This window comes from Microbacterium sp. 22179, from assembly GCF_052045715.1.
Classification (GTDB): domain Bacteria; phylum Actinomycetota; class Actinomycetes; order Actinomycetales; family Microbacteriaceae; genus Microbacterium; species Microbacterium galbinum.
This window is the reverse complement of sequence record NZ_JBQEPJ010000008.1, coordinates 90,777-115,985: the sequence shown is the minus strand read 5'-3', so window position 1 is coordinate 115,985 and position 25,209 is coordinate 90,777. Positions and strand designations below refer to the sequence as shown.

At 70.3% G+C, this 25,209-nt stretch carries 31 protein-coding genes; 13 read left to right on the top strand and 18 right to left on the bottom strand.

Annotation, left to right across the window (positions count from 1 at the left end; translation table 11 throughout):
• Nucleotides 1–4: 4 nt before the first annotated feature.
• From ACTJKK_RS15690 to ACTJKK_RS15660, 7 genes are all read right to left on the bottom strand, one after another.
• Nucleotides 5–814 (bottom strand): hypothetical protein, encoded by an 810-nt coding sequence (locus ACTJKK_RS15690; RefSeq protein ID WP_440748659.1) that lies wholly within the window; start codon nt 812–814, stop codon nt 5–7.
• Nucleotides 815–980: 166 nt separating this feature from the next.
• On the bottom strand, nt 981–2,324 hold the full coding sequence (locus tag ACTJKK_RS15685; protein WP_440748658.1) for a HAMP domain-containing sensor histidine kinase: 1,344 nt from the start codon (nt 2,322–2,324) through the stop codon (nt 981–983).
• A complete protein-coding gene (locus ACTJKK_RS15680; RefSeq protein ID WP_440748657.1) occupies nt 2,317–2,994 on the bottom strand; it encodes a response regulator transcription factor in 678 nt (225 codons plus the stop codon). The genes ACTJKK_RS15685 and ACTJKK_RS15680 overlap by 8 nt, the downstream gene beginning before the upstream one ends.
• 206 nt (nt 2,995–3,200) lie before the next feature.
• A complete protein-coding gene (locus ACTJKK_RS15675) occupies nt 3,201–4,160 on the bottom strand; it encodes a serine hydrolase domain-containing protein (RefSeq protein WP_440748656.1) in 960 nt (319 codons plus the stop codon).
• 10 nt (nt 4,161–4,170) lie between these two features.
• Entirely contained in the window at nt 4,171–5,091 is a 921-nt protein-coding gene (locus ACTJKK_RS15670; protein WP_440748655.1) for a carbohydrate ABC transporter permease, read from the bottom strand.
• Nucleotides 5,091–6,065: a carbohydrate ABC transporter permease gene (locus ACTJKK_RS15665; RefSeq protein WP_440748654.1), complete on the bottom strand. Its 975-nt coding sequence runs from the start codon at nt 6,063–6,065 to the stop codon at nt 5,091–5,093. The genes ACTJKK_RS15670 and ACTJKK_RS15665 overlap by 1 nt, the downstream gene beginning before the upstream one ends.
• 55 nt (nt 6,066–6,120) lie before the next feature.
• Nucleotides 6,121–7,407, bottom strand: coding sequence for an ABC transporter substrate-binding protein (locus ACTJKK_RS15660; RefSeq protein ID WP_247624130.1), 1,287 nt, complete (start codon nt 7,405–7,407; stop codon nt 6,121–6,123).
• Between the two features lie 151 nt (nt 7,408–7,558).
• On the opposite strand from ACTJKK_RS15660, the gene ACTJKK_RS15655 reads away from it, so the two are divergent.
• Both ACTJKK_RS15655 and ACTJKK_RS15650 read left to right on the top strand, forming a co-directional pair.
• Nucleotides 7,559–8,425 (top strand): MurR/RpiR family transcriptional regulator, encoded by an 867-nt coding sequence (locus ACTJKK_RS15655; protein WP_440748653.1) that lies wholly within the window; start codon nt 7,559–7,561, stop codon nt 8,423–8,425.
• Nucleotides 8,426–8,429: 4 nt separating this feature from the next.
• Entirely contained in the window at nt 8,430–9,611 is a 1,182-nt protein-coding gene (locus ACTJKK_RS15650; RefSeq protein WP_440748652.1) for an exo-beta-N-acetylmuramidase NamZ family protein, read from the top strand.
• 147 nt (nt 9,612–9,758) lie between these two features.
• On the opposite strand, the gene ACTJKK_RS15645 is transcribed toward ACTJKK_RS15650, so the two are convergent.
• From ACTJKK_RS15645 to ACTJKK_RS15625, 5 genes are all read right to left on the bottom strand, one after another.
• Nucleotides 9,759–10,352, bottom strand: a complete 594-nt coding sequence (locus ACTJKK_RS15645; protein ID WP_440748651.1) for a GNAT family N-acetyltransferase — start codon at nt 10,350–10,352, stop codon at nt 9,759–9,761.
• A gap of 31 nt (nt 10,353–10,383) precedes the next feature.
• Nucleotides 10,384–11,088: a DUF4328 domain-containing protein gene (locus ACTJKK_RS15640; RefSeq protein ID WP_440748650.1), complete on the bottom strand. Its 705-nt coding sequence runs from the start codon at nt 11,086–11,088 to the stop codon at nt 10,384–10,386.
• A gap of 263 nt (nt 11,089–11,351) precedes the next feature.
• Entirely contained in the window at nt 11,352–11,669 is a 318-nt protein-coding gene (locus ACTJKK_RS15635) for a carboxymuconolactone decarboxylase family protein (RefSeq protein WP_247633490.1), read from the bottom strand.
• Nucleotides 11,666–12,076, bottom strand: coding sequence for a (R)-mandelonitrile lyase (locus ACTJKK_RS15630; protein WP_440748649.1), 411 nt, complete (start codon nt 12,074–12,076; stop codon nt 11,666–11,668). Before ACTJKK_RS15630 ends, ACTJKK_RS15635 begins: the two co-directional genes overlap by 4 nt.
• Nucleotides 12,077–12,101: 25 nt before the next feature.
• Nucleotides 12,102–13,130 carry a zinc-dependent alcohol dehydrogenase family protein gene (locus tag ACTJKK_RS15625; protein ID WP_440748648.1) on the bottom strand — a complete coding sequence of 343 codons (1,029 nt, stop codon included), beginning with the start codon at nt 13,128–13,130 and terminating at the stop codon, nt 12,102–12,104.
• A gap of 139 nt (nt 13,131–13,269) precedes the next feature.
• On the opposite strand from ACTJKK_RS15625, the gene ACTJKK_RS15620 reads away from it, so the two are divergent.
• Complete coding sequence (locus tag ACTJKK_RS15620) at nt 13,270–14,154, top strand: helix-turn-helix domain-containing protein (RefSeq protein ID WP_440748647.1); 885 nt, start codon at nt 13,270–13,272, stop codon at nt 14,152–14,154.
• Between the two features lie 151 nt (nt 14,155–14,305).
• Here ACTJKK_RS15620 and ACTJKK_RS15615 read toward each other — a convergent pair whose 3' ends face one another.
• Nucleotides 14,306–14,755, bottom strand: a complete 450-nt coding sequence (locus tag ACTJKK_RS15615) for a carboxymuconolactone decarboxylase family protein (protein WP_247633493.1) — start codon at nt 14,753–14,755, stop codon at nt 14,306–14,308.
• Between the two features lie 359 nt (nt 14,756–15,114).
• Nucleotides 15,115–15,861, bottom strand: a complete 747-nt coding sequence (locus tag ACTJKK_RS15610; RefSeq protein WP_440748646.1) for a DeoR/GlpR family DNA-binding transcription regulator — start codon at nt 15,859–15,861, stop codon at nt 15,115–15,117.
• 56 nt (nt 15,862–15,917) lie between these two features.
• Between ACTJKK_RS15610 and ACTJKK_RS15605 the strand changes: the two genes are divergently transcribed.
• Both ACTJKK_RS15605 and ACTJKK_RS15600 read left to right on the top strand, forming a co-directional pair.
• The gene (locus ACTJKK_RS15605) at nt 15,918–16,286 is read left to right on the top strand and encodes a DUF4406 domain-containing protein (protein WP_247957197.1); all 369 of its coding nucleotides are present in this window, start codon (nt 15,918–15,920) and stop codon (nt 16,284–16,286) included.
• 35 nt (nt 16,287–16,321) lie between these two features.
• The gene (locus tag ACTJKK_RS15600) at nt 16,322–16,501 is read left to right on the top strand and encodes a hypothetical protein (protein WP_247633496.1); all 180 of its coding nucleotides are present in this window, start codon (nt 16,322–16,324) and stop codon (nt 16,499–16,501) included.
• Here ACTJKK_RS15600 and ACTJKK_RS15595 read toward each other — a convergent pair.
• Entirely contained in the window at nt 16,479–17,447 is a 969-nt protein-coding gene (locus ACTJKK_RS15595; protein ID WP_440748645.1) for an SDR family oxidoreductase, read from the bottom strand. The genes ACTJKK_RS15600 and ACTJKK_RS15595 overlap by 23 nt on opposite strands.
• A gap of 125 nt (nt 17,448–17,572) precedes the next feature.
• On the opposite strand from ACTJKK_RS15595, the gene ACTJKK_RS15590 reads away from it, so the two are divergent.
• The 5 genes from ACTJKK_RS15590 to ACTJKK_RS15570 all read left to right on the top strand — a co-directional run bounded on the left by ACTJKK_RS15590 (nt 17,573) and on the right by ACTJKK_RS15570 (nt 21,357).
• Nucleotides 17,573–18,415: a helix-turn-helix transcriptional regulator gene (locus ACTJKK_RS15590; RefSeq protein ID WP_440748644.1), complete on the top strand. Its 843-nt coding sequence runs from the start codon at nt 17,573–17,575 to the stop codon at nt 18,413–18,415.
• Nucleotides 18,416–18,458: 43 nt separating this feature from the next.
• A complete protein-coding gene (locus tag ACTJKK_RS15585; RefSeq protein WP_440748643.1) occupies nt 18,459–19,055 on the top strand; it encodes a sugar O-acetyltransferase in 597 nt (198 codons plus the stop codon).
• Entirely contained in the window at nt 19,045–19,608 is a 564-nt protein-coding gene (locus ACTJKK_RS15580) for a TetR/AcrR family transcriptional regulator (protein WP_247624145.1), read from the top strand. The genes ACTJKK_RS15585 and ACTJKK_RS15580 overlap by 11 nt, the downstream gene beginning before the upstream one ends.
• 17 nt (nt 19,609–19,625) lie before the next feature.
• Nucleotides 19,626–20,837, top strand: coding sequence for an MFS transporter (locus tag ACTJKK_RS15575; protein WP_440748642.1), 1,212 nt, complete (start codon nt 19,626–19,628; stop codon nt 20,835–20,837).
• Between the two features lie 76 nt (nt 20,838–20,913).
• The gene (locus ACTJKK_RS15570) at nt 20,914–21,357 is read left to right on the top strand and encodes a hypothetical protein (RefSeq protein WP_440748641.1); all 444 of its coding nucleotides are present in this window, start codon (nt 20,914–20,916) and stop codon (nt 21,355–21,357) included.
• Here the strand turns inward: ACTJKK_RS15570 and pnuC are convergent.
• Entirely contained in the window at nt 21,266–22,015 is a 750-nt protein-coding gene (gene pnuC, locus ACTJKK_RS15565; RefSeq protein ID WP_440748640.1) for a nicotinamide riboside transporter PnuC, read from the bottom strand. The two genes, ACTJKK_RS15570 and pnuC, sit on opposite strands and share 92 nt — an antisense overlap.
• A gap of 2 nt (nt 22,016–22,017) precedes the next feature.
• The gene (locus tag ACTJKK_RS15560) at nt 22,018–22,536 is read right to left on the bottom strand and encodes a GNAT family N-acetyltransferase (RefSeq protein ID WP_404597072.1); all 519 of its coding nucleotides are present in this window, start codon (nt 22,534–22,536) and stop codon (nt 22,018–22,020) included.
• Between the two features lie 231 nt (nt 22,537–22,767).
• On the opposite strand from ACTJKK_RS15560, the gene ACTJKK_RS15555 reads away from it, so the two are divergent.
• A complete protein-coding gene (locus tag ACTJKK_RS15555; protein ID WP_440748639.1) occupies nt 22,768–23,013 on the top strand; it encodes a ribbon-helix-helix protein, CopG family in 246 nt (81 codons plus the stop codon).
• Nucleotides 23,014–23,018: 5 nt separating this feature from the next.
• Nucleotides 23,019–23,396: a type II toxin-antitoxin system VapC family toxin gene (locus ACTJKK_RS15550; RefSeq protein ID WP_440748638.1), complete on the top strand. Its 378-nt coding sequence runs from the start codon at nt 23,019–23,021 to the stop codon at nt 23,394–23,396.
• Here the strand turns inward: ACTJKK_RS15550 and sigJ are convergent.
• Nucleotides 23,390–24,316 carry an RNA polymerase sigma factor SigJ gene (gene sigJ, locus ACTJKK_RS15545; RefSeq protein ID WP_440748637.1) on the bottom strand — a complete coding sequence of 309 codons (927 nt, stop codon included), beginning with the start codon at nt 24,314–24,316 and terminating at the stop codon, nt 23,390–23,392. The two genes, ACTJKK_RS15550 and sigJ, sit on opposite strands and share 7 nt — an antisense overlap.
• A 131-nt stretch (nt 24,317–24,447) precedes the next feature.
• Here sigJ and ACTJKK_RS15540 point away from each other — a divergent pair, with 131 nt between their 5' ends.
• A complete protein-coding gene (locus tag ACTJKK_RS15540) occupies nt 24,448–25,200 on the top strand; it encodes an SDR family oxidoreductase (RefSeq protein ID WP_440748636.1) in 753 nt (250 codons plus the stop codon).
• Nucleotides 25,201–25,209 lie beyond the last annotated feature (9 nt).

Here is a 25,209-nt window from a genome sequence, read left to right as displayed (position 1 = left end):
GGCCTCAATCGTCGAGGTCGGTGCCGACGACGGCGAAGGCGCTGTCGAGGTCGATGTCGATCGAGCGGTTGTCGCTCGTGAGCACCGACACGTCGTAGGGGCTGACGCTGTCGTCGTCGACGTCGAGGTCGGTGATGAGCCCCTCGGCTTCGTCGAGCGCCGCGGCGACGAGCGAGCGGATGGTCGCCTCGTCGAGGGTCAGCGAGGGCCCGGTGTCGTCACCGTCGGCGGCATCCGTCGACACGATGCTCGTCGCGAGGTCGGCGGTGACGCGCACCTCGGACTCGTCACCGGATGCCGTCTCGAGCGTGACCTCCCACGTGCCGTCGCGCTTCGCGTCGATCGAGGTGACCTCGCCGTCGGCGGCGCCGCGGGCGGCATCCGCGATCTCGACGATCTCGTCGGCGGAGTTCGAACCGATGCCGGTCACGGGTCCGCCCTGCTGCGGTGCGCGGTCGTCGGAGCGGTCGTCGCCGCGGTCGTCCTGTCCGCGGCCGCCTCCGCGGTCGTCGTCGTGGCGCTGGCCGTCCGACATCGAGGGGCGGTCGTCGTCGTCACCGAAGTCGTCACCGATCGCCGCGCCGATGGCGACGCCGCCGCCGGCGAGCACCACGGCCGCGGCGATTCCTCCGCCGATGAGCAGGGCGCGCTTGCGTCCCGGCTTCGGGGCGGGAGCGGCAGAGGCGGCGGATGCTTCGGCCGAGGGTGCGGTCGGCGCGGGCGTCGCGGCATCCGTCGTCGGGGTCACGGGGACCGTCGGAGCGTCGGGCGTCGACTCGGGCGTCTGGTCGGGGTTCGGGGTCTTGTCGTTCATGGCTTCATGCTCCCGCGATACCGCTGAAGCCACCCTGAAGCGTCCTGAAGCGGTCTTCAGGAACGCGGCTCCGTGCGGTGGGGCCCTTCGACAGGCTCAGGGACCCCGTCGCGCTGGGTCGCTGAGCCTGTCGAAGCGTCCCGCCACGAGAAGCGGCTCCGTGCCGCTATCGCGCGAGCGGCAGCGTCACGACGAACCGAGCGCCGCCCCAGCGGGAGTCGTCGACGGCGACCGTTCCACTCGAGGCCGCGGCGATACCCCGCACGATCGCGAGCCCGAGTCCGCTGCCGCCGGCGTCGCGGCTGCGCGCCTCGTCGAGGCGCACGAAGCGTTCGAACACCCGCTCCCGCTCGTCGACCGGCACACCCGCGCCGTCGTCCTCGACGGTGACGAACACGTACCCGTCGGCGGGTGCGACCGCGATCGCCACGCGGCCCTGCGCGTGCCGGGCTGCGTTGTCGGCGAGGTTGCGCAGCAACTGCCCGAGCAGGCGCGGGTCACCCTCGACGCGGGCGGCGCGGATGCCGGAGCCGTCGACCTCCACCCCCGAGGAGCGCAGTCGCCGCACCTCGCCGAGCGCGATGTCGTCGAGGTCGACCGGCTCGTGCACCGAGCCGGCACCCTCGTCGAGGCGGGCGAGCAGCAGCAGCGACTCCACGATGCCCTGCAGCCGCAGCCCCTCGTCCGACACGACCTCGGCCAGTTCGCCGATGCTCGTGGTCGAGGGGTGGGCCTGGGCGAGCTCGGCGTGCTGGCGGATCACGGCGAGGGGCGATCGCAGTTCGTGCGAAGCATCCGACACGAATCTGCGCTGAGCCGTGGCCGACGCGTCGAGCCGATCGAGCATCCCGTTCATGGTCGACGCGAGTGCCGCGATCTCGTCGGCGGAGTCGGGCACCGCCACCCGGTGGTGCAGGCGTTCGGCGGTGATGCCGTCGACCTCCTCGCGGATGCGACTGACCGGCCGCAGCGCGCGTCCGGTCACGAGCCACGTCGTCACGGCGACGAGCAGCAGCAGCAGCGGAACGGCGACGGTGAGCAGAACCGCGACGGTCGACAGTGTCTCGGCATCGTTCTCGACCGAGACGGCGAGCACGAGTGTCCGGTCGTCGTCGAGGTCGTCCGAGAGCACGAGCATCGGTTCGTCGTCGATGGTCATCGTGATCGCGTCGTCGGTGACGGGCAGAGCGGTCGAGCCGAGGGCATCCCGCGCCTCTTCGCTGGCGGCGCGCACCGATCCGTCGTCGGCGATGATCTGCACGATCTCGTCGTCGAGCCCGCCGAGCCCGCCGAGACCGTCGGCGCCGTCGGGCCCGCGACCGCCCGGCTGGTCGAGCCGCTCGGCGAGCTCGTCGAGGCGCTGCTCGGCGGAGCGCTCGGTCGCCGAATGGATGCTGCCGCTCAGGATGCCGTAGAACGACACTGCGCCGATCGCCAGCGCCACCGCCACGACGACCGTCGCACCGAGAGTGGTGCGCCCGCGCACCGACCGCCAGCCGCGCCTAGCCACCGTCTGCCGCCAATCGATATCCGGCGCCGCGGATGGTCTCGATCGCCTCGCGGTCGAAGGGCTTGTCGACCTTGCGCCGCAGGTGGCCGACGTAGACCTCGACGATGTTCGGGTCGCCGTCGAAGTCGTCGTCCCACACTCCCTCGATGAGGGTGCGCTTCGAGATCACCTGCCCGCGGTGGCGCATGAGGTACTCGAGCACCGAGAACTCGCGGGCGGTGAGGGTGATCGGCGTCGCGCCGCGCCAGACGTCGTGGGCGGCGGGGTCGAGGCGCAGGTCTCCGGCTTCGAGCACGGCCGGGCGCGCGACCGCCCCGCGGCGCACGAGGGCGCGGATCCGGGCGACGAGGATCGCGAACGAGAACGGCTTCGTGACGTAGTCGTCGGCACCGGTCTCGAGGGCCTCGACCTGGTCCCACTCGCCGTCCTTGGCGGTGAGCATGAGCATGGGCGTCCAGTTCTCCTCGGCGCGCAGCGCCTCGCACACCTTCCACCCGCTCATGCCCGGCATCATCAGGTCGAGCACGATCGCGTCGTAGCGGGTCTCGCGGGCGCGCCAGAGCCCGTCGACCCCGTTGTGGGCGACGTCGACCGCGAACCCTTCGGCTTCGAGCCCGCGGCGCACGGCGTCGGCGAGACGCACCTCGTCGTCGACCACCAGAATGCGCATGCCTCCAGTGTGCTGCCTTTCTGCTGAAGCGCGGCTGAAGTCGGGGCGCGAGGGCTGATCGACGGGCACCGAACCGAGCGTCGAGATGCAAGCCCTTCGTCTCGCTGCGCTCGCTCAGGAACCGACACGGGGCGCTACGCAGGCTCAGGGGCCCGCTAGTACTGGGGCGCTGAGCTTGTCGAAGCGTCTCGCCGGAGGAACCCACCTCACCCGAGGAACGAGAAGAACTCCCGGCGCACCGCGCTGAGATCGGTGCCCTCGCGAGTCGGGTGCACGCGGTTCGTGAGCAGCACGCCCCACTCGCCCGAGGCGCTCGAGACCGCGAACGCGGTGCCCGTGAAGCCGGTGTGGCCGACGGCATCCGCCCGGCCCATCCAGGCCGCGTCGCGCACGCGCAGGCCGAGCGCCTGTCCGTACCCGGAATCGGCGGTCGCGGCGGGCGTCGTCATCAGACGGATGCCGTCGGCCGACAGCACGCGTCCGCCGGCGCCGACGCCGTCGTCGCGGATCATGCGCGCGAGCGCCGCCACGTCTTCGACCGTCCCGAAGAGCCCGGCGTGCCCCGCGGGGCGGCCGAGGGCGTGAGCCAACTCGTCGTGCACCTCGCCGCGCACGAGCCCGCGCTGCGGCTGCACCTCGGTCGCCACCGCGAGGTCCGCCGAAGGCTGCCAGGTCACTGACGATGCGCCGATCAACCCCGCGATCTCGGCGACGTGCGCGTCCAACGCCCGTCCCGAGACCCGCTCCACGATCTCGCCGACCGTGATGAATCCGACGTCCGAGTAGCGGTGCACCGAGCCCGGCGACGCGACGAGCGGCGACCGGAGCACCGCCGAGCGCAGCTCTTCCCCGGTGAGTCCCGTCCGCCACATCCGCCCCTCGGCCGGCAAGCCCGATGTATGCGTGAGCAGTTGCCGCAGCGTCACGCCATCGGCCTCCGAGCCGACGGGCACGAACGACCGCACGGGCTCGTCCAGCCCCAGCAGCCCGGCGTCGACGAGCCGCAGCACGGCGACGGTCGTGAACGTCTTGGTGAGCGAGGCGAGGTCGAACAGGTGCGCCGGGGTCAACGGCATCCGCTCGTCGTCGGCGGCGGAGCCGAGCACCACCGCACCGTCGTCGATCGACCGCAGCGATGCCCACGCCGAGCCCGGAGCGCCGTTCACCACGCGCGACTCACTTGCTCATGCCGGAGGTGAGGCCGTTGATGATCTGCTTGGTTGCCAGCAGGAACAGCACGACCAGCGGGATCGTGGCGATCGTGAGACCCGCGAACAGCTGCGGCCAGTCGGTGGAGTACTCGCCGAAGAAGCGGGTGAGCCCGACGGGCAGCGTGTACGAGTCGCGGTCGCGCAGCAGGATCAGCGGGTAGAAGAAGTCGTTCCACACGGGCACGAAGCGGAAGACGATCACGGTCGCGAGTGCCGGACGCACGAGCGGCAGCAGGATCTGCACGAAGGTGCGGAACGGACCCGCGCCGTCGATGCGCGCCGCCTCTTCGAGCTCGATCGGCAGGGCGCGGAAGAAGACCGTCAGCACGAAGGTCGTGAACGGGATGCCGAGGGCGCCGTACACGAGGATCAGGCTGAACACGTTGCTGGTCATCTTGAGCGAGTCGAGCAGGTAGAACAGCGGCAGGATCGCGAGGTGCACCGGCAGCATGAGGCCCGAGAGGAACACCGCCTCGATGCCCCGGAAGAACTTCGCCCGCGCCCGGGCGAACGCGTAGGCCGCGAGCACCGACACGACGGTGGTGACGATGACCGAGCCGACGGTGACGGTGATCGAGTTGACGAAGTAGGTGTCGAAGGATGCCGTGATCCACGCGCTCTGGAAGCTCGTGAACGTCGGCGGCACGGGCAGTCCGAGCGGCTCGGTCGCGATCTGCTGCTGGGTGCGCAAAGAGTTGTTGACCATGAGCAGCAGCGGGCCGATCGCGACGAGCGCGTATCCCCACAGGAACACGTTCGCGAACAGGCGTCCGATGAACGGGGTGTCGTTCGTGCGGCTCGACCGGCGTCGGGGCGCGGCGGGGCGACGGCCCGAGACGATGGCCTCGGTGGTCGGCTCCGGGCGGGTTTCGGTGGCGGTGCTCATCAGAACAGCTTTCGTTCGGCGCGACGCATCGTCGAGGTGATCACGACCGAGATCACCATGATGAAGATGAAGAGGACCGTCGCGAGCGCGGAGGAGACGCCGATCGAGTTCGGGTTGCCCGACTCGAAGGCGGTGCGGTAGAAGAGCAGCATCATCACGTCGGTCGACCCGGCGGGGGCGCCGTTGGATCCGGCGAGGGCGAACGGGATCGCCATCGCCTCCATGCTGCCGATGAAGGTGAGCACGGTGATGATGCCGATCGTGGGCGTGAGCATCGGCAGGGTGATGTAGCGGAAGCGCTTGGCGGCGGTCGCGCCGTCGAGCGACGCTGCCTCCTCGATCTCCTCGGGGATGCCGCCGAGCGCCGCGCCGTAGAGCAGGATCGGGAAACCGAGCCACTGCCAGGCGCTCACGAGCACGATCACCCAGATCGCGAGCTGCGGGTCGCCGAGCCACGGCAGGGCGAGGCTCTCGAGGCCCACGCCGCGCAGGATCGCGTTGACCGGACCGAACAGCGGAGACAGCATGAGCGACCACAGGTAGCCGATGACCATCGGGCTCACGAGGTAGGGGAGCGCGAAGATCGTCTGGAAGAAGCGCTTGGTGCGCTTGCGGCGGTGCAGCAGCGTCGCGATGCCGAGCCCGAGCGAGTTCTGGAAGACGAGCGCCCCGGCGAACAGCAGCAGGTTGTGCCCGAACGCGTTCCACAGCTCGGAGGCGTACGGCTCCTTCGTGAGGAGCGTGATGTAGTTGGCGACGCCGGCGAAGCCGCCCTGCTTGGTGCCCTGCCAGTCGAAGAACGAGTAGCTGAGCGCGGCGAGCATCGGGTAGAGGATCAGCACCGCGAAGAGCACGGCGGCGGGCAGCACGAACAGCGCCGCCGTGGGGGTGCTCAGCGCGATGCCCGCACGGGTGCGGCGCTTCGCGGCACCCGAGGTGGCGGGGTCGCGCCGGAGGGGGAGGGTCAGGGCCATGGTGTGTCTTTCGCTCCGCGAGGGGGCGCCGGATCGACGCCCCCTCGTGTTCGGATCAGGAACCCGGGGTGAACCAGGTGGAGACCCCGGACTGCAGGTCGGCGCCGAGCTGCTCGGGCGTCTTGTCGCCGAGGAACATCGCCTGGATGTCCGGGCCGAGCACTGCGGTGCCGGTCGGGTCGCCGTAGCGGAAGTCGACGAGCAGCAGGTACGGCGCCGGGTTGGCGGTGTACGCCTCGTTCATCTCCTGCATGAGCGGGTCGGAGTAGGTGACGCCCGGGAGCGCCGAGAACTGATCGACCTCGTCGGCGACGAGCTGGCCGAACTCCGTCGTGGTCATCCAGTTGAGCAGCTCGGTCGCGGCATCCTGGTTCTCGCTCGCGGCGTTGATGCCGAAGCTGCCGTCGGCGTAGCCCGGCGTGACCGCGTGGTCGAGGGCGCTGCCGGGGGCCGGCGGCACCTCGTACACGCCCCACTCGGTGTCGGGCGCCGAGTTCTGGAACGTCGGCAGGTCGAACGAGCCGCCGGGCCACTGCGCGGCCTGGCCCGAGGTGAACTGCAGCACGGCGTCGGCGACGGCGATCGCGTTGACGTTCTTGTCGAGGTACTTCTGCATGTCCTGCACGATCTGCAGCGACGACACGTAGGCGGGGTCGGTGAAGTCGGTCTCGCCGGCGAGCACCTTCTCCTCGAAGTCGGCGCCGCCGTAGTTGGCCGAACCCACGATGTCGTGGAACATCGGCAGCACCCAGTCCTCGCGGGCGCCGAGCGCCATCGGCGTCACGCCCTCGTCGAGCAGGGTGTCCTGCAGCTCGATGAACTCGTCCCAGTCGGTGGGCTCCTCGAGGCCCATCTCGTCGAACATCGTCTTGTTGTAGAACATCTGCATGGTCTGGTACGCGAAGGGCACGCCGTAGGTGGCCCCGTCGTCCTTGCCCTGAGCGGCGCGCAGCACGGTCGGGTCGAACTGGTCGAGACCGTCGACGATGTCGTCGATCGGCACGATCTGCTCCGACTGGATCGCGGGCTGGATGCCGCCGTAGGCGCGCAGCATCGCGATGTCGGGTCCGTCGCTGCCCTCGAGGCCGGTGGCGAGGATCTGGTTGTACTCGGTGGGCTGGTAGCCCTCGAACTCGATGGTCACGCCGGGGTGCGATTCCTCGTACTTGTCGAAGACGGCTTCCCACTTCGGCGACGAGGATGCCTGCCAGGACCAGATCTTGAGGGTGACCTCTTCGCCGTCCCCGTCACCGCTGGACGCGGCGGGAGCGCAGCCCGCGACGGCGAGCCCGGTGACGAGAAGGCCCGCGGTGAACGCGAGTCGGGTGGTGCGGTGTCGCATGGGAATCCTCTCGGTTGATGAGAGCCGTCGGACGGGACCGGGGCGCTCTGCTGTGAATGCCTGTGCCCCACTTTGGATAAAAAATTACGGAGCCGCAAGTAGTTTCTGGAAATGACTTCCATCCGTAACATGATTCTGCAAGTCTGTTCGCGTGACCACCAGTGCGATGACCGCCATCCATCAAAGGCTGTCCGTGCTCACGCCGACCGAGCGCAAGATCGCCTCGCACGTCCTCGCCGATCCGCAGAGCGCGGTCGACAACTCCATCACGCAGCTCGCCCTCGCCGTGGGCACCTCGGTCGCCAGCATCGCCCGCTTCACGCAGAGCCTCGGCTTCTCCGGCTACCCCGATCTGCGCCTCGCCCTCGCCACAGAACTCGACCGCACGGCCTCCGAACGCGAGCGCTTCCAGGTGTCCGAGAGCGATGTCAGTCGCCACGACGACGCCCTCACGACCGTGCGCAAGATCGCCTTCGCCGAGGCATCCGCCATCGAGCGCACCGCGCGCCAGATCGACATCGACGTGCTCGAGACGTGCGTCGGCGCCGTGCGCGGCGCTCGCCGCATCGACATCTACGGCGCCGCATCGAGCGGACTCGCCGCTCAAGACCTCGAGCAGAAACTGCACCGCGCCGGACTCGTGGCCCAGGCACGCACCGATCTGCATCTCGCGCTCACCGGCGCCGCCCTGCTCGACGAGCGCGACGTCGCCATCGCGATCTCGCACTCCGGGCGCACGCTCGAGATCGTGCAGTCGGCCGAGGTCGCCGCCCGTGCAGGCGCCACCACCATTGCGATCACCAACAACCCGCGCTCGCCGCTCGCGCGGGTCTGCGATCTCGTGCTGTTCACCGCCGTCTCCGAGTCGACCTTCCGCTCGGGCGCGATGGCCAGCCGCATCGCGCAGCTCGCAGTGCTCGACTTCCTGTTCACCCGCATCGCCCAGGCCGACTACGACACCATCGCCGACAACCTCCAGCGCACCTTCAACGCCGTCACCGACCACAGAATCGACTGATCACATGCCCTCCGTGCACCTCGGTATCGACCGACTGATCCGCCGCGACATCCGCCCCGATCTGCTCGCCCGCCTCACCGGCGGCAGGATCGGGATGCTGACGAACGACCTCGCACTCACCTCCGGGCTGCTGCGGGGGAGGGAGGCGCTCGCCGCGACGGGCTTCTCGTTCGCGCGGCTGTTCGGGCCCGAGCACGGGTTGAGCGGGCGGGCACGCGAGGGAGAACACGTCGGCGACCTGCGCGATCCCGTCACCGGCGTCGAGGTGCGCAGCCTCTATGGCGATGCGGTGCGGCCGTCGGCATCCGATCTCGACGACCTCGACGTCGTCCTCGTCGACCTGCCCGACGTCGGCGCCCGCTTCTACACGTACGTCTGGACGATGAGCCACCTGCTCGAGGCATGCGCCGATGCGGGCGTCGCGGTCGTCGTGCTCGATCGCCCGAACCCGCTCGGCGGGCGGCTCGATCGCGCGGAGGGGCCGATGCTCGACGAGGGCGCGCAGTCCCTCGTCGGCCGCTGGACGATGCCGATCCGCCACGGCCTCACGATCGGCGAACTCGCCCGGCACTGGGTGCGCACGCGCGGCATCGACGTCGAGCTCGAGGTCGTCGAGGTGGCGGGTCTCACCCGCGATGCGGCGATCGGCGGAGGGGAGCGCACCTGGATGCCGCCGTCGCCGAACCTGCCGAGCCCCACCACGACGCTGCTGTACCCCGGAACCTGTCTCGCCGAGGGCGTGAACGTGTCGGAGGGTCGCAGCACTGCCGTGCCGTTCCGCGTGATCGCGGCGCCGTTCATCGACGGGGAGCGCTACGCCTCCGCCGTCAACGCCGCGGGCCTGCCGGGACTGGCCGCCGTGCCCTACGGGTTCACCCCGCTCGTGCGCGACCACGCGGGCGAGGCGTGCGAGGGCATCATCCTGCACGTGACGGATGCCGAGGCGCTGCGCCCCGTGTCGGCCGGCGTGCGGTTGCTGTCGCTGATCGAGGAGCTGCACCCGGGCGCGCTCGTCGAACGCTCGCTCGTGCCGATGCCGGGGGAGTCGGATTGGAGCCCGCTCGAGAAGCTCTTCGGTATGCGCGGTGCCTTCGCGCAGATCGTCGCGGGCGAGTGGGACGACCCCGCTCACCTGGCGGTGCCGGACTGGGCGGATGCTGTCGCCGACGACCTCCTGTACGCCTGAGGGTCCGCGCCCCTTGTGGGGCGCTGAGCCCGTCGAAGCGCCCCCACCCCGCACAACTTCGGAGATCCGACGAGACACGCTGCGTCGCGGCATCCGTCCCCCGGCGTGTCGCCCGAGAACTCCGAAGTTGTGCGGGGTGCGACCGGATCAGCCCAGGGCGATGAGACGGTCGCGCAGCTCCGAGGGCAGGGCACGATCGGCATAGACACGTCGCTGGATGCCCGACGTGAGGGCGTAGTCGGCGGGCGCGTCTCCCTCCCAGACCTGTGCGAGACCCACCCGCTCGAGCGTGCGCCACGACGCGCGGTTGTGGGCGAGCACGCGGGCGGTGACGGGTAGATCGGGGCGGGCGGCGGTCGCCGCGGCCAGGCCCGCACGGCCGACCTCGGTCGCGAGCCCGTGTCCCCAGGCGCCCGGAGCGAGCCGGTATCCGAGGTTCCATGCGGCGGCCTGATGCGGTCGGATCGCAGCCCCGCCGATCCCGATGACCGTTTCGGTGTCGAGGTCTCCGAGGGGCGCGCGCAGCCGCAGCAACCACCAGCCGAGGCCGAACTCCGCCCACGACTTTCCGTGATCGGCCGCGCGAGCCCGGCTCTGGGAGATGTCGGTCTCGACGGCCTCCGGCAGATGCGCCCACGTCGCGGGATCGGACTGCAGCGCGAAGATCGCGTCGACGGTCCGAGCATTCGTCGATGCGATGGGAGTGAGGATCAGGCGGTCGGTCACGGTCTCTTCGAACACCTGCCCACGGTACCCGGGCTCGCGCCGCCGTCTACGCGTAGGCGCGGGTCAGCTGCCGCACGAGCCGCACGGCGAAGATCGCCGCTACAAGCATCAACAGCGAGCTGAGGAGGCTCACGATCATCGCGACGAGATACTCCTCCAGCGACTGCGCGCGGAAGGACATCTGGGCGGAGATGCTGCCGGTCACCGAACTCGCGATCCAGAGCCCCCACCACGCGATCTGCCAGCCGGGCCGAGCGCGCCCGGCTGCCCGCCAGAGGTCGGAGACGTTCTGGTAGGGGAACCACCAGTTGACGACGGGGATGAACCATGATCCCGCATGCCAGCCGGGGCTGCGGCGGGCGCGGCCCAGCACCTGCGTGGCGAGGCGGTACTGCCAGATCGCCCAGAGGATGCCGGTGCCGACGAGAACGATCAGCGAGAGGAGCGCCACGACGGCGGAGAGCGTGTCGTAGGTCGTGATCGTCGAGGTCGCGCCATCGTTGCCGCCGAGGTAGTCGCTGACGCTCGCGATGCCGAACGCCTCGACGGCGACGGTCGCGAGGGCCAGGGCGGCGCTGGCGAACAGGAGCACCTGGACCACGATGGCGAGGCGGAGGGTGCCGGGGCCGGCGGGAGGGATCGGCGACGCCTCGACCTGGGGCGGCATCCACTGCGCCCCGTCCCACCACCAGGAGTGGCCGGATCCGTCGGGTGCCGGGTACCACCCGGCATTCATGGAAGGATTGCTCATCTCGTTGCCCCACCTCTCGGGGCTCGCGTATCGAACCCTCCGGATAAGAGACGAGAAAGCCCCCGGTTTATGACGGTGGCGGGCGCTTTGGTCGCCGATCCCGTCGAAGCCCCGCCCCGCACAACTTCGGAGATCCGACGAGACACGCCGCGTTGCGGCATCCGTCCCCCGGCGTGTCGCCCGCGAACTCCGAAGTTGTGCCGTGCGAGAGGCGAGACCCGACAACTCCGAAGTCGTGCAGGAGAACAGCCGGATGCCGTCACTCAGGACGCCGCGAATGCCTTTCGCGCCGCCGCGATCGCGCCCATCGCCCGGGGCCACCCCACGTAGAACGCCAAGTGCGTGATCGCCTCGACCAGCTCCTCCTCGGTCACGCCGTTGTCGCGGGCGAAGCCCAGGTGGAACTCGAGCTGATCGACGGCCCCGAGCGTGACGAGCGCCGACACCGTGACGAGACTGCGATCGCGCGGCGAGAGTTCGGGCCTGGCCCAGACCTCGTCGAACAGCACCGCATCCGTGTAGTGGGCGAGGGCCGGGGCGATGTCGCCGACGGAACGCTGCCCGCCCGTCCAGCCGGTCATGCGACGACCGCCCCGTCGAACTCGGCATCCGACACGTGCTCTTTCCACGTCGTGGTCGCCGCCGGGTCGTCGCCCGCTTCGAGGATCGCGATGTGCTCCATGAAGCAGCCGGGCGCCGCGGCATGCCAGTGATCCTGGCCGGGCGGCGTGTAGAGCGTCTGCCCCGGATGCACCTCGATGATGTTGCCGTCGCGGTCGCCGAATCGGGCCACACCCGAGGTCACGCGCAGGTACTGGCCGCGCGCATGCGAGTGCCAGGCGGTGCGGGCGCCGGGCGCGAAGCGCACGAGGGCGACGGTCGCGCGCTGGCCCGCCTCATGCGGGGCGGCGATCACGTCGAGCCAGACGTCGCCGGCGAACTGCTCCGGCGGGTTCTTCGTGGTGGGAACGGATGCTTCGATGTTCACGGTGTCTCCTCTCGAAAGCCGACGGTCAATCCGTCGTCAGCAGCACCTTGGTCGCACGGCGCTCGTCCATCGCCTTGTACCCCTCGGATGCCTCGTCGAGGGGCAGCGTGAGGTCGAAGACGACGCCGGGGTCGATCTCGCGGTCCCAGATGAGCTGGATCAGCTCGGGCAGGTAGGCGCGCACGGGAGCAGGCCCGCCGTGCAGGTGCACGCTCGAGAAGAACAGCTCGAAGCCGTCGAGCGACACCTCGTGCGAGACGCCGACGTATCCGACGTGCCCGCCGGCCCGGGTCGCACGGATCGCCTGCTCCATCGACTCCTGCGTGCCGACGGCCTCGATGGTGCTGTGCGCACCCAGCCCGCCCGTCAGCTCCTTGATCGCGGCGACGCCGGCATCCCCGCGCTCCTCGACGATGTCGGTCGCACCGAAGCGGCGCGCGAGCGCCTGGCGGTCGGCGTGACGCGACATCGCGATGATGCGTTCGGCGCCGAGCTGCTTCGCGGCGAGGACGCCGAGCAGTCCGACGGCGCCGTCACCGACGACCGCGACGGTCTTGCCGGGGCCGGCTTCGGCGGCGATGGCCGCGTACCAGCCGGTGCCGAGCACATCGGATGCCGCGAGCAGCGACGGCACGAGGTCGGCGGAGGGCTCACCCGGCGTCTTCACGAGGGTGCCGTCGGCGAGCGGGATGCGCGCGTACTGCGCCTGGGTGCCGACGGAGCCCATCATCACCTGGTGCACGCAGCGCGACTGGTAGCCCGCCCGGCAGATCTCGCAGGTGTTGTCGGAGGCGACGAACGAGCCGACGACGTAGTCTCCGGGCGCGACGGAGGTCACGGAATCGCCGACGGTCTCGACGACACCGATGTACTCGTGGCCCATCCGCTGTCCGTGCGGGGCGAGGGGCTCGAGGCCGCGGTACGGCCAGAGGTCCGACCCGCAGATGCAGGTCGCGGTGACGCGGATGATCGCGTCGGTCGGCTCGACGATGACGGGCATCTCGAGGTCTTCGGTCCGGACATCGCCGGGGGCGTGCATGACGACTCCACGCATGTGGGTGGTCTCCTTCTCTGAGTGGATGCTTCCCACTGTGCGCCTCCCGTGAGGGGGAAGGGAGTCCCTGCGAAGGGGTGTACCGGCAGGGCACCCCTCACGCCTCCCGCAGAGGCGACCTGCGACCTACCCTGAAGTCATGGACAACCGATCCGAGGTGCGCGAGTTCCTGATGACCCGCCGCGCACGGCTCACCCCCGAGGCGGTGGGACTCACCGCCGGCACCAACCGTCGTGTCGCCGGGCTTCGGCGCAGTGAGGTCGCAGCGATCGCCGGGGTGAGCGTGGAGTACTACGCGAAACTCGAACGGGGCGCGCTCGCCGGGGCGTCGGCATCCGTTCTCGATGCGCTGTCGCGGGCGCTGCTGCTCGACGAGGCCGAGCGGGCGCATCTGCTCGACCTGGCGCGCGCCGCCGACGGCGTGCCCGCCAGCGGGCGTGCGCGCCGCCGGGCGACGAAGCAGAGTGCCCCGCGGCCGAGCCTGACGTGGGCGCTCGCCGCGATGACGGATGCCGTGGCCTTCGTGCGCGACGCGAACCAGAACCTGCTCGCGACCAACGAGCTGGGCCGCGCGTTCTACTCGCCCGTGATCGGCGATGGCGGGCGCACCCCGAATCTCGCGCGCTTCCAGTTCCTCGACCCCGCGTCGCGGGACTTCTACCCGGACTGGGATCTCTTCGCGAGCATGTGCGTCGGCATCATGCGCGCCGAGGCGGGTCGCGACCCGCACGACAAGGGCATGCAGGATCTGGTGGGCGAGCTGTCGACCCGTAGCGAGGTCTTCCGCGCGTTGTGGGCGGCGCACGATGTGCGGATCCACGGCACCGGCACGAAGCGGTTCCGGCACCCGGTCGTCGGTGAGCTGACGCTCGCCTACGAGGAACTCGCGATCACCGCCGAGCCCGGCAACGTGCTCATGATCTACACCGCCGAACCCGGATCGCCGTCGGCCGAGCGGCTGCGTCTGCTCGCCTCGTGGGCGGCGGAGCATCCTCCCGTCGAAGTCACCACCGAATCCGCGTAAGAAAATCGCACCGGTCTCGTCGTAGTAGATGGCGCCGTTCCCTCATCGCGCGCCACGTCTTCGGTCCGTCTCCCCGTCGGTCCGAGGCATCACGGAGGGGAGGAGGCTGGGGAGCGTCCTCCCCTCCCTCTCCGTTCAGGCCCGCGTGCGGTCAGGGCGCGACGGGGTAGTGGCTCGTGATCGCGATCCGGTTCCAGCTGTTGATCACGACGACGAGCCAGGTGACCGCGGCGATCTGCTTCTCGGTCAGCACGTCTTCGGGCGTGATGCCGCGATCGGGCAGACGCCCGTGGTCGCCGATCAGCGTCACCCGCTCGGCGATGACGAGGGCGGCCTGCTCCTCGGGGCTGAAGTACTGCGACTCCCACCAGCCGGCGAGCACGGCCAGGCGATCGGCGGTCTCGCCGTGCTTCACGGCATCCGCGGCGTGCATGCGCAGGCAGAACGCGCAGCCGTTGAGCTGCGAGGCCCGCACCTTCACCAGTTCGACGAGCAGCGGCGAGAGCCCGGCATCCGTTCCGGCCTCGGCGGCCGTGCCCGCGAACGCGAGCATCGCCTGGTAGGGAGCGGGGTAGGTCTTGCCGATGTTGACGTGCGACACGTTGTCTCCTTCGTCGGCGCGGGGTGCGCCGTCGAAGTGTTGACGCCGTAGCCGCGGGAAGTGTGACGGACGGTGCGCGTAACTCCGGAAGACTTTGTGCCGCCGGCCCCGATTCGGTCGAATCCGGCCCGAACCCTCCGATTCTCCGGAGTCACGCGCACCCCGCGTCCCCAACTCAGGAAGATCAGGGACCGGGCGGTCCGAATCGACTGTTCTCGGTGCGGTTTCGCCCGTTGTTCCTGAGTTGGGTACCGCTTCGGTACCGGTCTGAGCCGGTTGCGGTTCATAACTCCTCGAAAACGAGTCTGCGGAGTCCGAAAGCGGTGCGAACGTGGCGGTTCGCCGATGTTCTTCCGGAGTTATGGACGCGCGATCGCCGAGCCCAGCCCCGCGATCAGCGGATTCTCGTCGAGCGGATCGGTGATCACGGCGGTCACGGCGGCGAGATCGAGCACGGGGAAGCGAGAGACCGCGCCGATCTTCTCCTCGCTCGCGAGCACGATCGTCTCGGCGCAGCGCTCAGCGATGGCGCGCTTGGTGACGGCGTCGTCGAGGCTGCCGGTGGTGAGGCCGTGCTCGGGGTGGATGCCGGTGGCGCCGAGGTAGAACGTGTCGGCGGCCAGGTGACGGATCGCCTCCATCGCGAGGGCGCCCCCGGCGACCATCGAGTGCCGCGACAGCTCACCGCCGATCATGACGACCCGCGCATCGGAGTGCGCGGCGACCGCGAGGGCGATCGCGGGGCTCGGGGTGATGACGGTGAGATCGGCGCCGGTCGGCAGCAGACGGGCGAGGGCGAGGGTGGTCGTGCCGGCGTCGAGCACGATGGTCGAGCCCGGACGGATGCCGTCGGCCGCACGCCGCGCGACCCGCTCCTTGCTCGCCGTCGCGAGGTCCGACCGCTCGTCGACGGGGCGGTCGGCGGCGGGCACGGGGAGGGCGCCGCCGTAGACACGGATGACCTTGCCCTCGTCGGCGAGTTCGCGCAGGTCGCGGCGGATGGAGTCCTCGGAGAGCGCGAGTTCGGCGGCGACGTCCTTCGCGACGACCCGGCCGTCGCGGGCGAGGATCTCGAGCAGATGGGTCTTGCGCTGCGCACCGAGCATTTGCGTTCCTTCATGAAGTTGCACGTTCTTGCACGGTTAACGCTACAGTCTTCGGCATGAGAACTCCACTGCTGATCCTGATCGCCGGTCCCTACCGCTCCGGAACCGACGGCGACCCCGCGCGCATCGCCGCCAACCTCGAGCGGCTCGAAGAGGCATCCGCTCCGATCTTCCGCCTCGGGCACGTGCCGATGATCGGCGAATGGGTCGCGCTGCCGATCCTGCGCACGCTCGGTCCCGACCGGAGCGCCGAGGAGAGCCTCGACGGCGACGTCATGTACGAGACCGCGCACCGACTGCTGCAGCACTGCGATGCGGTGCTGCGTCTGCCCGGGGCATCCGCCGGCGCCGACAAGGACGTCGAGATCGCCCGCGAGCGCGGGCTGCCGGTGTACTTCTCGATCGACGAGATCCCGGCGGCCTGAGCAGGCGGCGACCACAGGGAACCTAGGCTGGAGGCATGACCAAGAACCTCTGGACCATCCTCGGCGTCATCGTGGCGATCGTGATCGCCTGGTGGATCGTGAGCGCGCTGTTCTCGATCCTCTGGTTCGTCGCCAAGCTCGCCATCGTGCTGGTCGTCGCGGTCGTGGTCTTCCTCGTGCTGCGCGGGCTGTTCAGCTCGCGGTCGACCGACTGATCGCGGCGTCAGGGAACGCGACACCCGTCAGCTCCTCCGACAGCCGCCAGATGCGCGCGGCATCCGCCTCGCTGCGCAGCCGTGAGTAGAGCGGCTGCTCGGCCGGTGCACCGCCGAGGTGTCCGGGTCCCTTCGGGCCGTAGAGGCGACGGGCCCGGGCATCCGATGACGTCGCCGCGTACAGCGCGGGCAGTGCCGCGGTCTCGGGTGTGCCCAGCAGGATGCCGCGCGCCGACGCCCAGCGGATCACGCGCACACCCACGGTGTCGCGTGATCGCCCGAGTTCGGGTCGCGCCGCGAGAAGGTTCGTCGGAGCGACACCCGGGTGCGACAGATTGCTCGTGATGCCCCAGCCGTGGGCCGCGCTGCGACGGTCGAGCTCGAGCCCGAACATCCCGAACGCGATCTTGGACTGGCTGTAGGCGCGCCCGCCGTTGTACGAACGCTCCCATGCGAGGTCGTCCCAGTTGATGGCGCCCTGGTTCGCGGCGACGCTCACCTGCGAGGTGACGCGTGCCCGCCCGGCCCGCAGCAGCGGAAGCAGGTGCGCGACGAGGGCGAAGTGGCCGAGATGGTTGGTGCCGAACTGCAGCTCGAAGCCGTCGGCGGTGGTCTGGCGATCGGGCGGAGTCATGACGCCGGCGTTGTTCACGAGCAGGTGGATCGGTCGTCCGTCCGACAGCAGGCTCTCGCTGAGTGCGGCGACGGAGGCCAGTGACGAGAGGTCGAGCGCGGCGATCTGCACGCGGGCGTCGGGTGCGGCGGCGCGGATGACGGATGCCGCGGCCTCGCCCTTCGCCGGATTGCGCACGGGCAGCACCAGCTCGGCGCCGGCGGCGGCGAGGCGGGTCGCGATGCGCAGGCCGATGCCGTCGCTGCCTCCCGTGACGACGGCGCGGCGGCCGGTGAGGTCGGGGATCTCGATGTCGATGCTTCTGCGGGTCATGGTGTGCTCCTTCGTGGTCTGCTTCCAGCGTGCGGTCGTCGGCCCCGCGCATCCAGGACACGTCATGCAGTGGATACGCCTCGGCCGCGGATGCGAGGATCGGTGCGGCGAAAGGACGGTGCCGGATGGCGATCGACAGAGAGGCGCTGGCGGGGTTCCTGCGACTGCGCCGCGACAGCCTGCAGCCGGAGGACGTCGGGCTGCACCGGGGTCAGCGCCGCCGCACCGAGGGGCTGCGCCGGGAGGAGGTCGCGGCGCTCAGCCATATGTCGGCCGACTACTACGCCCGTCTCGAGCGCGGCGACGGGCCGTTGCCCTCGGAGCAGATGATCGCCGCGATCGCGCAGGGCCTGCACCTCACGATCGACGAGCGCGACCACCTCTTCCGCCTCGCGGGGCACGAACCGCCGCCCCGCGGGGGAGCGGGCGACCACATCGGCCCGGGCATGCTGCGCATCTTCGATCGTCTGGGTGACACCCCGGCCGAGATCGTCAGCGAGCTCGGCGAGACGCTGCGGCAGACGCCGCTCGGGATCGCGCTGACGGGCGATACGGCATCGTTGCGTGGTCCCGAGCGCAGCATCGGGTACCGCTGGTTCAGCGACCCGCGCACGCGCGAGCTGTACGCCGAGGACGAGCACGACTACCTCTCCCGGCTCTGGGTGTCGGGGTTGCGCGAGGTGATCGCACGGCGGGGCCCCCGGTCGCGGGCGGCGGCGATCGCCGACGATCTGCACGCGCAGAGCGCCGAGTTCCGGGAGATCTGGGAGACGCACGAGGTCGGGCTCCGCCCGCGCGAGACGAAGCGCTTCGTGCACCCCGATCTCGGGGCGCTCGAACTCACCTGCCAGAGCCTGCTCGATCCGGAGCAGTCGCAGGCGCTGCTCGTCTACACGGCGATCCCCGGGAGCGAGAGCCACGAGAAGCTGCGGATGCTGTCGGCCCTGGCCCCTCGCCTCGCCGTGTGAGATAGTGCGTACGATCGTACGCACACGGTGATACCCTCGATCCATGACCGACTACTTCGCGGGCGACCCCCGCACGCAGCGGGAACGGATGCTCGCCGGCGACCTGTACATCGGCGACGACCCCGAGCTCGCCGCCCGCACGGCCCGCGCCGCGCGCCTGGCCGACCTCTACCACCGGCAGACGATCTCGGGCGACCCGGCCGCGCGCGGCTGGCTGCAGGACCTCATCGGCGACCTCGGCGACGACGTCGCGATCCGTCCGCCCCTGCACGTCGACTACGGCGATCACATCTCGATCGGCGCGCGCAGCTTCGTGAACTTCAACCTCACGGCACTCGACGTCGCCTCGATCACGATCGGTGCCGACTGTCAGATCGGCCCGAACGTGCAGCTGCTCACGCCCACGCATCCGATCGACCCGACGATGCGGCGCGACAAGCTCGAGGCCGCCGAACCCATCGTCATCGGCGACAACGTGTGGCTCGGCGGGGGAGTGATCGTGTGCCCCGGCGTGACCATCGGCGAGAACTCCGTGATCGGCGCGGGCGCCGTCGTCACCCGTGACATCCCGGCGAACGTCGTCGCCGTCGGCAACCCGGCGCGCGTGATCCGCGAGATCAACACGGCCGATGGCGCCTGAGCCGGGCAGTCGCCGCGGGCGTCAGAACGATCCCGCGCGCCGCGACCGCATCATCGACGCCTGCCTCGACGTCGTCGCCGAGTCCGGCGTCGCGGGGGCGTCGCACCGTCGCATCGCCGAGGCCGCCGGTGTGCCCCTCGGGTCGATGACCTACTACTTCGACGGCATCGACGACCTGCTGCGGGAGGCGTTCACGCGTTTCGGCACCGAGATCAGCGAGCGGTTCGAGAAGCGGATGGCGGCGGCATCCGACCCCGCCGAGGCGCGCGCCGCGGTGGTCGAGCTGATCCTGCGCGACGTGTTCGGCGACGCGCGCGAGCTCGTTCTCTCGCACGAGATCTACACGCTCGCCGCCCGCGATCCCGCTTACCGGGCGATCACGACGGCATGGATGGCCCGGAGCCGCGTGGCCCTCGAACGGCACTTCGACCCGCAGACCGCCCGGATGCTCGACGCCCTGATCGAAGGCCTCTCGATCCACCGCGCCCTCGATGACGACGAGCGCGACCCGGCCGAGGTCGCCATTGCCGTCGAGCGCATCACCACTCGCTGAAGCCGCACGGAAGAGACATGACCACCACCACCGCACCCACGCGTGCCGATCGTCGCGCCCGCGGCGCCGTCGCCGCGCTCTTCCTCACCAACGGGGCGCTGTTCGCCAACATCCTGCCGCGCTACCCCGAGATCAAAGAGCAGCTCGGGCTCGACAACACCGTCTACGGTCTCGCCGTCGCCTCGTTCCCGGTCGGCGCGATCGTCGCGGGTCTCGCCGCCGCGGCCCTGATCCGGCGCTTCGGCTCGGCGAAGGTCGCGGTCGTCGGCACCGTGCTCACGAGCGTGGGCGTCCTCGCCGCCGGTCTCGCGCCCAGCGTGCTGCTGTTCGCGCTGGGCCTCTTCATCGGCGGCGCGATGGATGCCATCACCGACGTCGCTCAGAACGCGCACGGTCTGCGCGTGCAGCGCGGGTATGGCCGCTCGATCCTCAACTCCTTCCACGCGGTCTGGTCGATCGGTGCGGTGCTCGGCGGATCGATGGCCGCCGCGGCGATCGCCCTCGGCCTGCCAATCGGTGTGCACCTCGCGATCTCGGCGGTGCTGTTCTCGGCCGTGTCCCTGACGGCGCTGCGGTTCTGCCTCCCCGGACTCGATGCGGCGGGTGCGGCCGCCGACGAAGACGCGGTGGCCGACCCCGCTGACGTGCGCGCGGCGGTGCGCGCCGGCATCCGTCCTCGCGTGGTCCTAATGCTGATCGCCCTGGTGATCATCGCGATGGCCGGAACGATCGTCGAAGACGCGGGCAACTCGTGGGCGACCCTGTACCTGGGCTCGCTCGGCGCCCCCGCGGCGATCGCGGCGACCGGGTTCATCGCGCTCGTCGGCGCGCAGTTCATCGGGCGTCTGCTCGGCGACGGCCTCGTCGACCGCTTCGGCCAGCGACTCGTCGCGCGCGCCGGTGGCGTGATCGTGGTGGTGGGCATGGGTGTCGCGCTCGCGTTCCCCACGATCCCCGGCACGATCATCGGCTTCGCCGCCGCCGGGTTCGGTGTGGCGACCCTGGTTCCCGCCGCGATGAACGAGGCCGATGTGCTGCCGGGCCTGCGTCACGGCACCGGTCTCACGGTCGTCTCGTGGCTCATGCGCCTCGGGTTCCTGCTGTCTCCGCCCGTCGTGGGGCTGATCGCCGACGCGACGAGCCTGCGCGCGGGGCTGCTGCTGATCCCCGCGGTCGGCGTCGCCGTGGTGCTCTTCGCCGGGGTGTTGCGCGGGCGCGAGCGCGGCTGAGCCCGGGGGGCGGGGCCGCGGTGCGACGGGCGACCCCCGACCTCACACCCGCCCCTCCCGCGTCGTCATCACGAGCATGAGACGACTCCATTTCCTCGCCCTCGCGTTCTCCGCCCTGCTCGCGCTGTTCGTCGGCGGCTGGGCGTACTTCGCGGCACAGAGCTTCTACGACTCGTTCCCCGGAGTGCTCGGCTCGTGGGTCTCGGTCGACGGGCCGTTCAACGAGCACCTCATCCGCGATGTCGGCGCCATGTACCTGGCGCTCGGAGCGGCGAGCATCGGCGGGCTGATCTGGCGTCACCCGATCGCGTACCGCGTGCTCGGTTTCGCCTGGACGGTCTTCGGCACGCTGCATTTCGCGTACCACGCGTTCCACCTCGCGCACATGCCGCTCGCATCGGCGATCGGCGAGATGGTGGCGCTCGGGATCAGTCTGCTGCTGGGGGTCGTGCTGCTGATCCCCGGGCGCTCTTCTTCTGCACACTCTTCTGCACGGGGATCAGCCCGGTCTGCGCGGTGAGGATCGGCTCGACCGCCCGCCGCTGCGTGCGCATCCACACGATGAAACCGACCGCGGTGAACCCGCCGTAGAACACGTACATGAGTCCGGTGGCGTAATAGCCCGAGCTGAACAGCAGCGGCACGCCCACCACGTCGACGGCGATCCAGATCAGCCAGAACTCGGTCCAGCCCTTGGCCATGCCGTAGGTCGCGAGCAGCGACCCGACGAAGGTCCAGGCGTCGGCCCAGACGGGCTCCCACGAACCGAGCGCCCGGAAGAGCGGGGTCAGCGCGACCGTGCCGATCATCAGGGCGAGCACCAGTCCGATGCGCGCTCCGGTCGGCGCCCACCGCGGCTGGATCCGACCGCCCTCGGCCTGACGCCAGCGCACCCACCCGTAGATCGCGACGGCGATGAACATCACCTGGCGTCCGGCCTGCCCGAGCAGGTGCGGCAGCGAGTGGTCGGGGCTGAGCACCGAGCCGAGGAAGACGGTCAGCAGCAGCACGTTGCCGATGATGCCGACGGGCCAGGCCCAGATGCGCCGGCGCATCCCGCCGATCGCGCTCGCGAGACCGAAGGCGTTTCCGACGACCTCGCGCACGAGGAGCGTCTGCCCGCCGGGCAGCACCCAGTTCGAGTTGAACGCCTCGACGAGCCAGTTCAGGGGATCCATGCTCAGGATGCCGGTGCGGGGGTGGCCCGCTCGTCGAGCGTGAGCTGCAGGAAGGTGAGGTCGAGCCAGCGTCCGAATTTTGCGCCGACCTGCGGCATCCGCCCGACCTCGACGAAGCCGAGCTTCTCGTGCAGGGCGACCGAGGCGGCGTTGCCGCTCTCGACGGCGGCGACCATGACGTGCACGCCCTGGGCTCGGGCCCGTTCGATCAGCGCGGTCAGCAGGGCGCGTCCGATGCCGCGTCCGTGCTGCCCCTCGCGCACGTAGACCGAGTGCTCGACCGTGTGCCGATAGCCGCTGTGCGGGCGCCACCGACCGAACGACGCGTAGCCGAGCACGCCCGTGTCATCCGTGGCGACGATCACCGGGAATCCGTCGCACGAACGCTCGCCCAGCCACGCGGCCCGGTCGTCGACGTCGACGGAGTCCTCGTTCCAGATCGCGGTCGTGTGCGCCACGGCGTGGTTGTGTATCTCGGTGAGCGCCTCGAGGTCGGCGACTCCGGCATCCCTGATCTGCACGGGGTTCTCCTGGGTCTGCGCTGCGGGAAGCGCATCGCCGACGGTATCAGGATGCGGCGACGTCGGTGCGCCAGTGCTCCTGCACAGCGACCCGTTTCTGTCGCTTTCGCGTCGGTCGGTGCGGGCGGGTCTGCTCGCCATCGATCGACGTGCTGAGCTCGACAGGATGGGTGGATGCTTCCTCTCTCATGTCTGTCGCGCGAATGAGTCGCGATGTATAGTCCTTACATCATGAGCCTCAAGCGCACGCAGATCTCCTTGAGCGACGACGACCGTCGCGTGCTCGACGCCGTCGCGACCCGTACGGGCCTGTCGATGAGCAGTCTCATCCGTCAGGCGATCCACTCGACGTACGGCCACGTCGACGACGAAGACGCAACGCGGCGCGCCCTCGCGGCGACCTTCGGCGCTGTGACCTCTGACATCTCGGGGGAGCAGCTCGTCGACGGCATCCGCTCCGGGCGACGTCTCGCTTGACTTTCATGATCAGCCTCATCGATACGTCCGTACTGATCGATCACACGCGGGGGATCCTCGGGGCGCACCAGGCTCTCCTCTCTGCGGTCGAGAGAGGCGCTCTGCATTCGAGTGAGATCGTGCGTACCGAGCTCCTCGTCCTGATCCGCGATCATGAGCTGGCCCGTATCGAGCCGCTGATCGACCAGATCATCTGGCACCCGGTCGATCGGGCGGTCGCGGAGCGCGCCGGTGAGCTCGGCCGTCGGTGGCTTCCCGCATACTCGGGGATCGATGCCGCCGACTTCATCGTCGCGGCCACAGCAGATCTCCTCGGAGCCGAGCTTCTCACCCGCAACGTCAAGCACTTCCCGATGTTCGACGGACTCGCGCCGCCCTACTGAGATGCGGCGACGTCGGTGCGCCAGTGCGACAGCTTGTGCGGGTTCATCATGATCCACACGCGGGTCACCGCCCCGGCGGTGACGCCGAGGTTCACGACGCTGACGACCTCGCCGTACTCGCGGAACAGCAGCGCGATCCCGTCACCGGTCTCGATCTCCTCCAGTTGCATGTCGGGGCGCTTCGCCGCGATCCCGAGCAGGAACCGGGCCACGCGATCGGCGCCGGACACGACGTTGAGCGCCGCGCGCACGACCCCGCCACCGTCGCTGTGCAGCTCGACGTCGGGGGCGAGCACCCGCAGCAACTGCTCGATACCGCCCGAACGGCTCGCGTGCTGGAACGCCCGCACCACCCGGTCGTGCTCGGCGCGCGGCACCGCGGTGGTGCGATTCTCGCGCACATGCCGCCGGGCCGAGGTCGCGAGCTGACGCACCGCCGCCGCCGAGCGCCCGAGGATCTCGGCGATCTCGGGGAACGGCACGTCGAAGATGTCGTGCAGCACGAACGCGACCCGTTCGGCCGGCGTCATCGACTCGAGCACCACGAGCAGCGCGGTCGATACCGAGTCGTCGAGCGCGACCCGCTCCAACGGGTCGTCGAGGGCGACGGATGCCGGGGCGATCCGCTCCGCGCCCACGAACAGGTCGAGCGGCACAGGTTCGGGCAGCCACTGCCCGACGTACTGCTCGCGTCGTCGCCGCGCCGACGTCAGCAGGTCGAGCGAGATGCGGCTCGCGACCGTGGTGAGCCACCCGGGCGGGTTGAGGATGCCGGAGCGCTCGGCATCCGTCAGGCGATACCAGCGCACGTACGTCTCCTGCACGACGTCCTCGGCATCGGCCAGAGTTCCCGTCATGCGGTAGGCGAGGGAGGTGAGGCGACGGCGCTCGCCGAACACGTCGTCCTGGTCGTCGTCCACGGGTTCTCCTCGTCGCCGGTGCTCTCGAAGACCGGTGCTCTCGAAGACTACCGACCTCACACTCGCGCCCACTGCATCGTCGGACCTGTGACAGGGTGACGCGCAGGGCACCCCGAACGAGAGGAAGACCCATGAGGATCGCCGTCGCCGGAGGCACCGGAACCGTCGGACGCCACGTCACCCGCACCGCCCGCGAGGCCGGGCACGATGTCGTCGTGCTCTCGCGCGCGAGCGGGGTGAACGTGCTCACCGGTGAGGGGGTGATCGAGGCGCTCGCCGGAGCGGATGCCGTCATCGACGTCACCAGCATCATGACGCTGTCGGAGAAGAAGGCGCGGGACTTCTTCGAGACCGGCACGCGCACCCTGCTCGCGGGCGAGGCACAGGTCGGGGTGGAGCACCACGTGGCGCTCTCGATCGTGGGGATCGACGGCATCGACACCGCGTACTACGCGGCGAAACTCGCCCAGGAACGGGCGGTTGCGGCGGGCGCGATCCCGCACACGATCGTGCGGGCGGCGCAGTTCCACGAGTTCGCGGGGCAGGTGCTCGCGCAGATCGCCGGGCCCTTCGCGGTCGCGCCGCGCACGCTCATGCGCCCCGTCGCCGCCCGCGAGGTCGCCGCTCACGTGGTGCGGGTGGCCGAGGCGGGGCCGGTGGGGCGAGCGCAGGATCTCGTCGGTCCGCACGACGAGACGCTCGTCGACGTCGCCCGGCGGCAGCTCGCCTTCGACGGCATCCGTCGGCGGGTGCTCGACGTGAAGCTGCCCGGCGCCTACGGTCGCGGCCTGGCCTCCGGCGCGCTGCGCGGCGGACCCGACGCGCTCCAGGGCGCGATCACCTTCGACGAATGGCTGCTCAGCCCCGATCACACGCGCGGCTGAGCCCCCGGA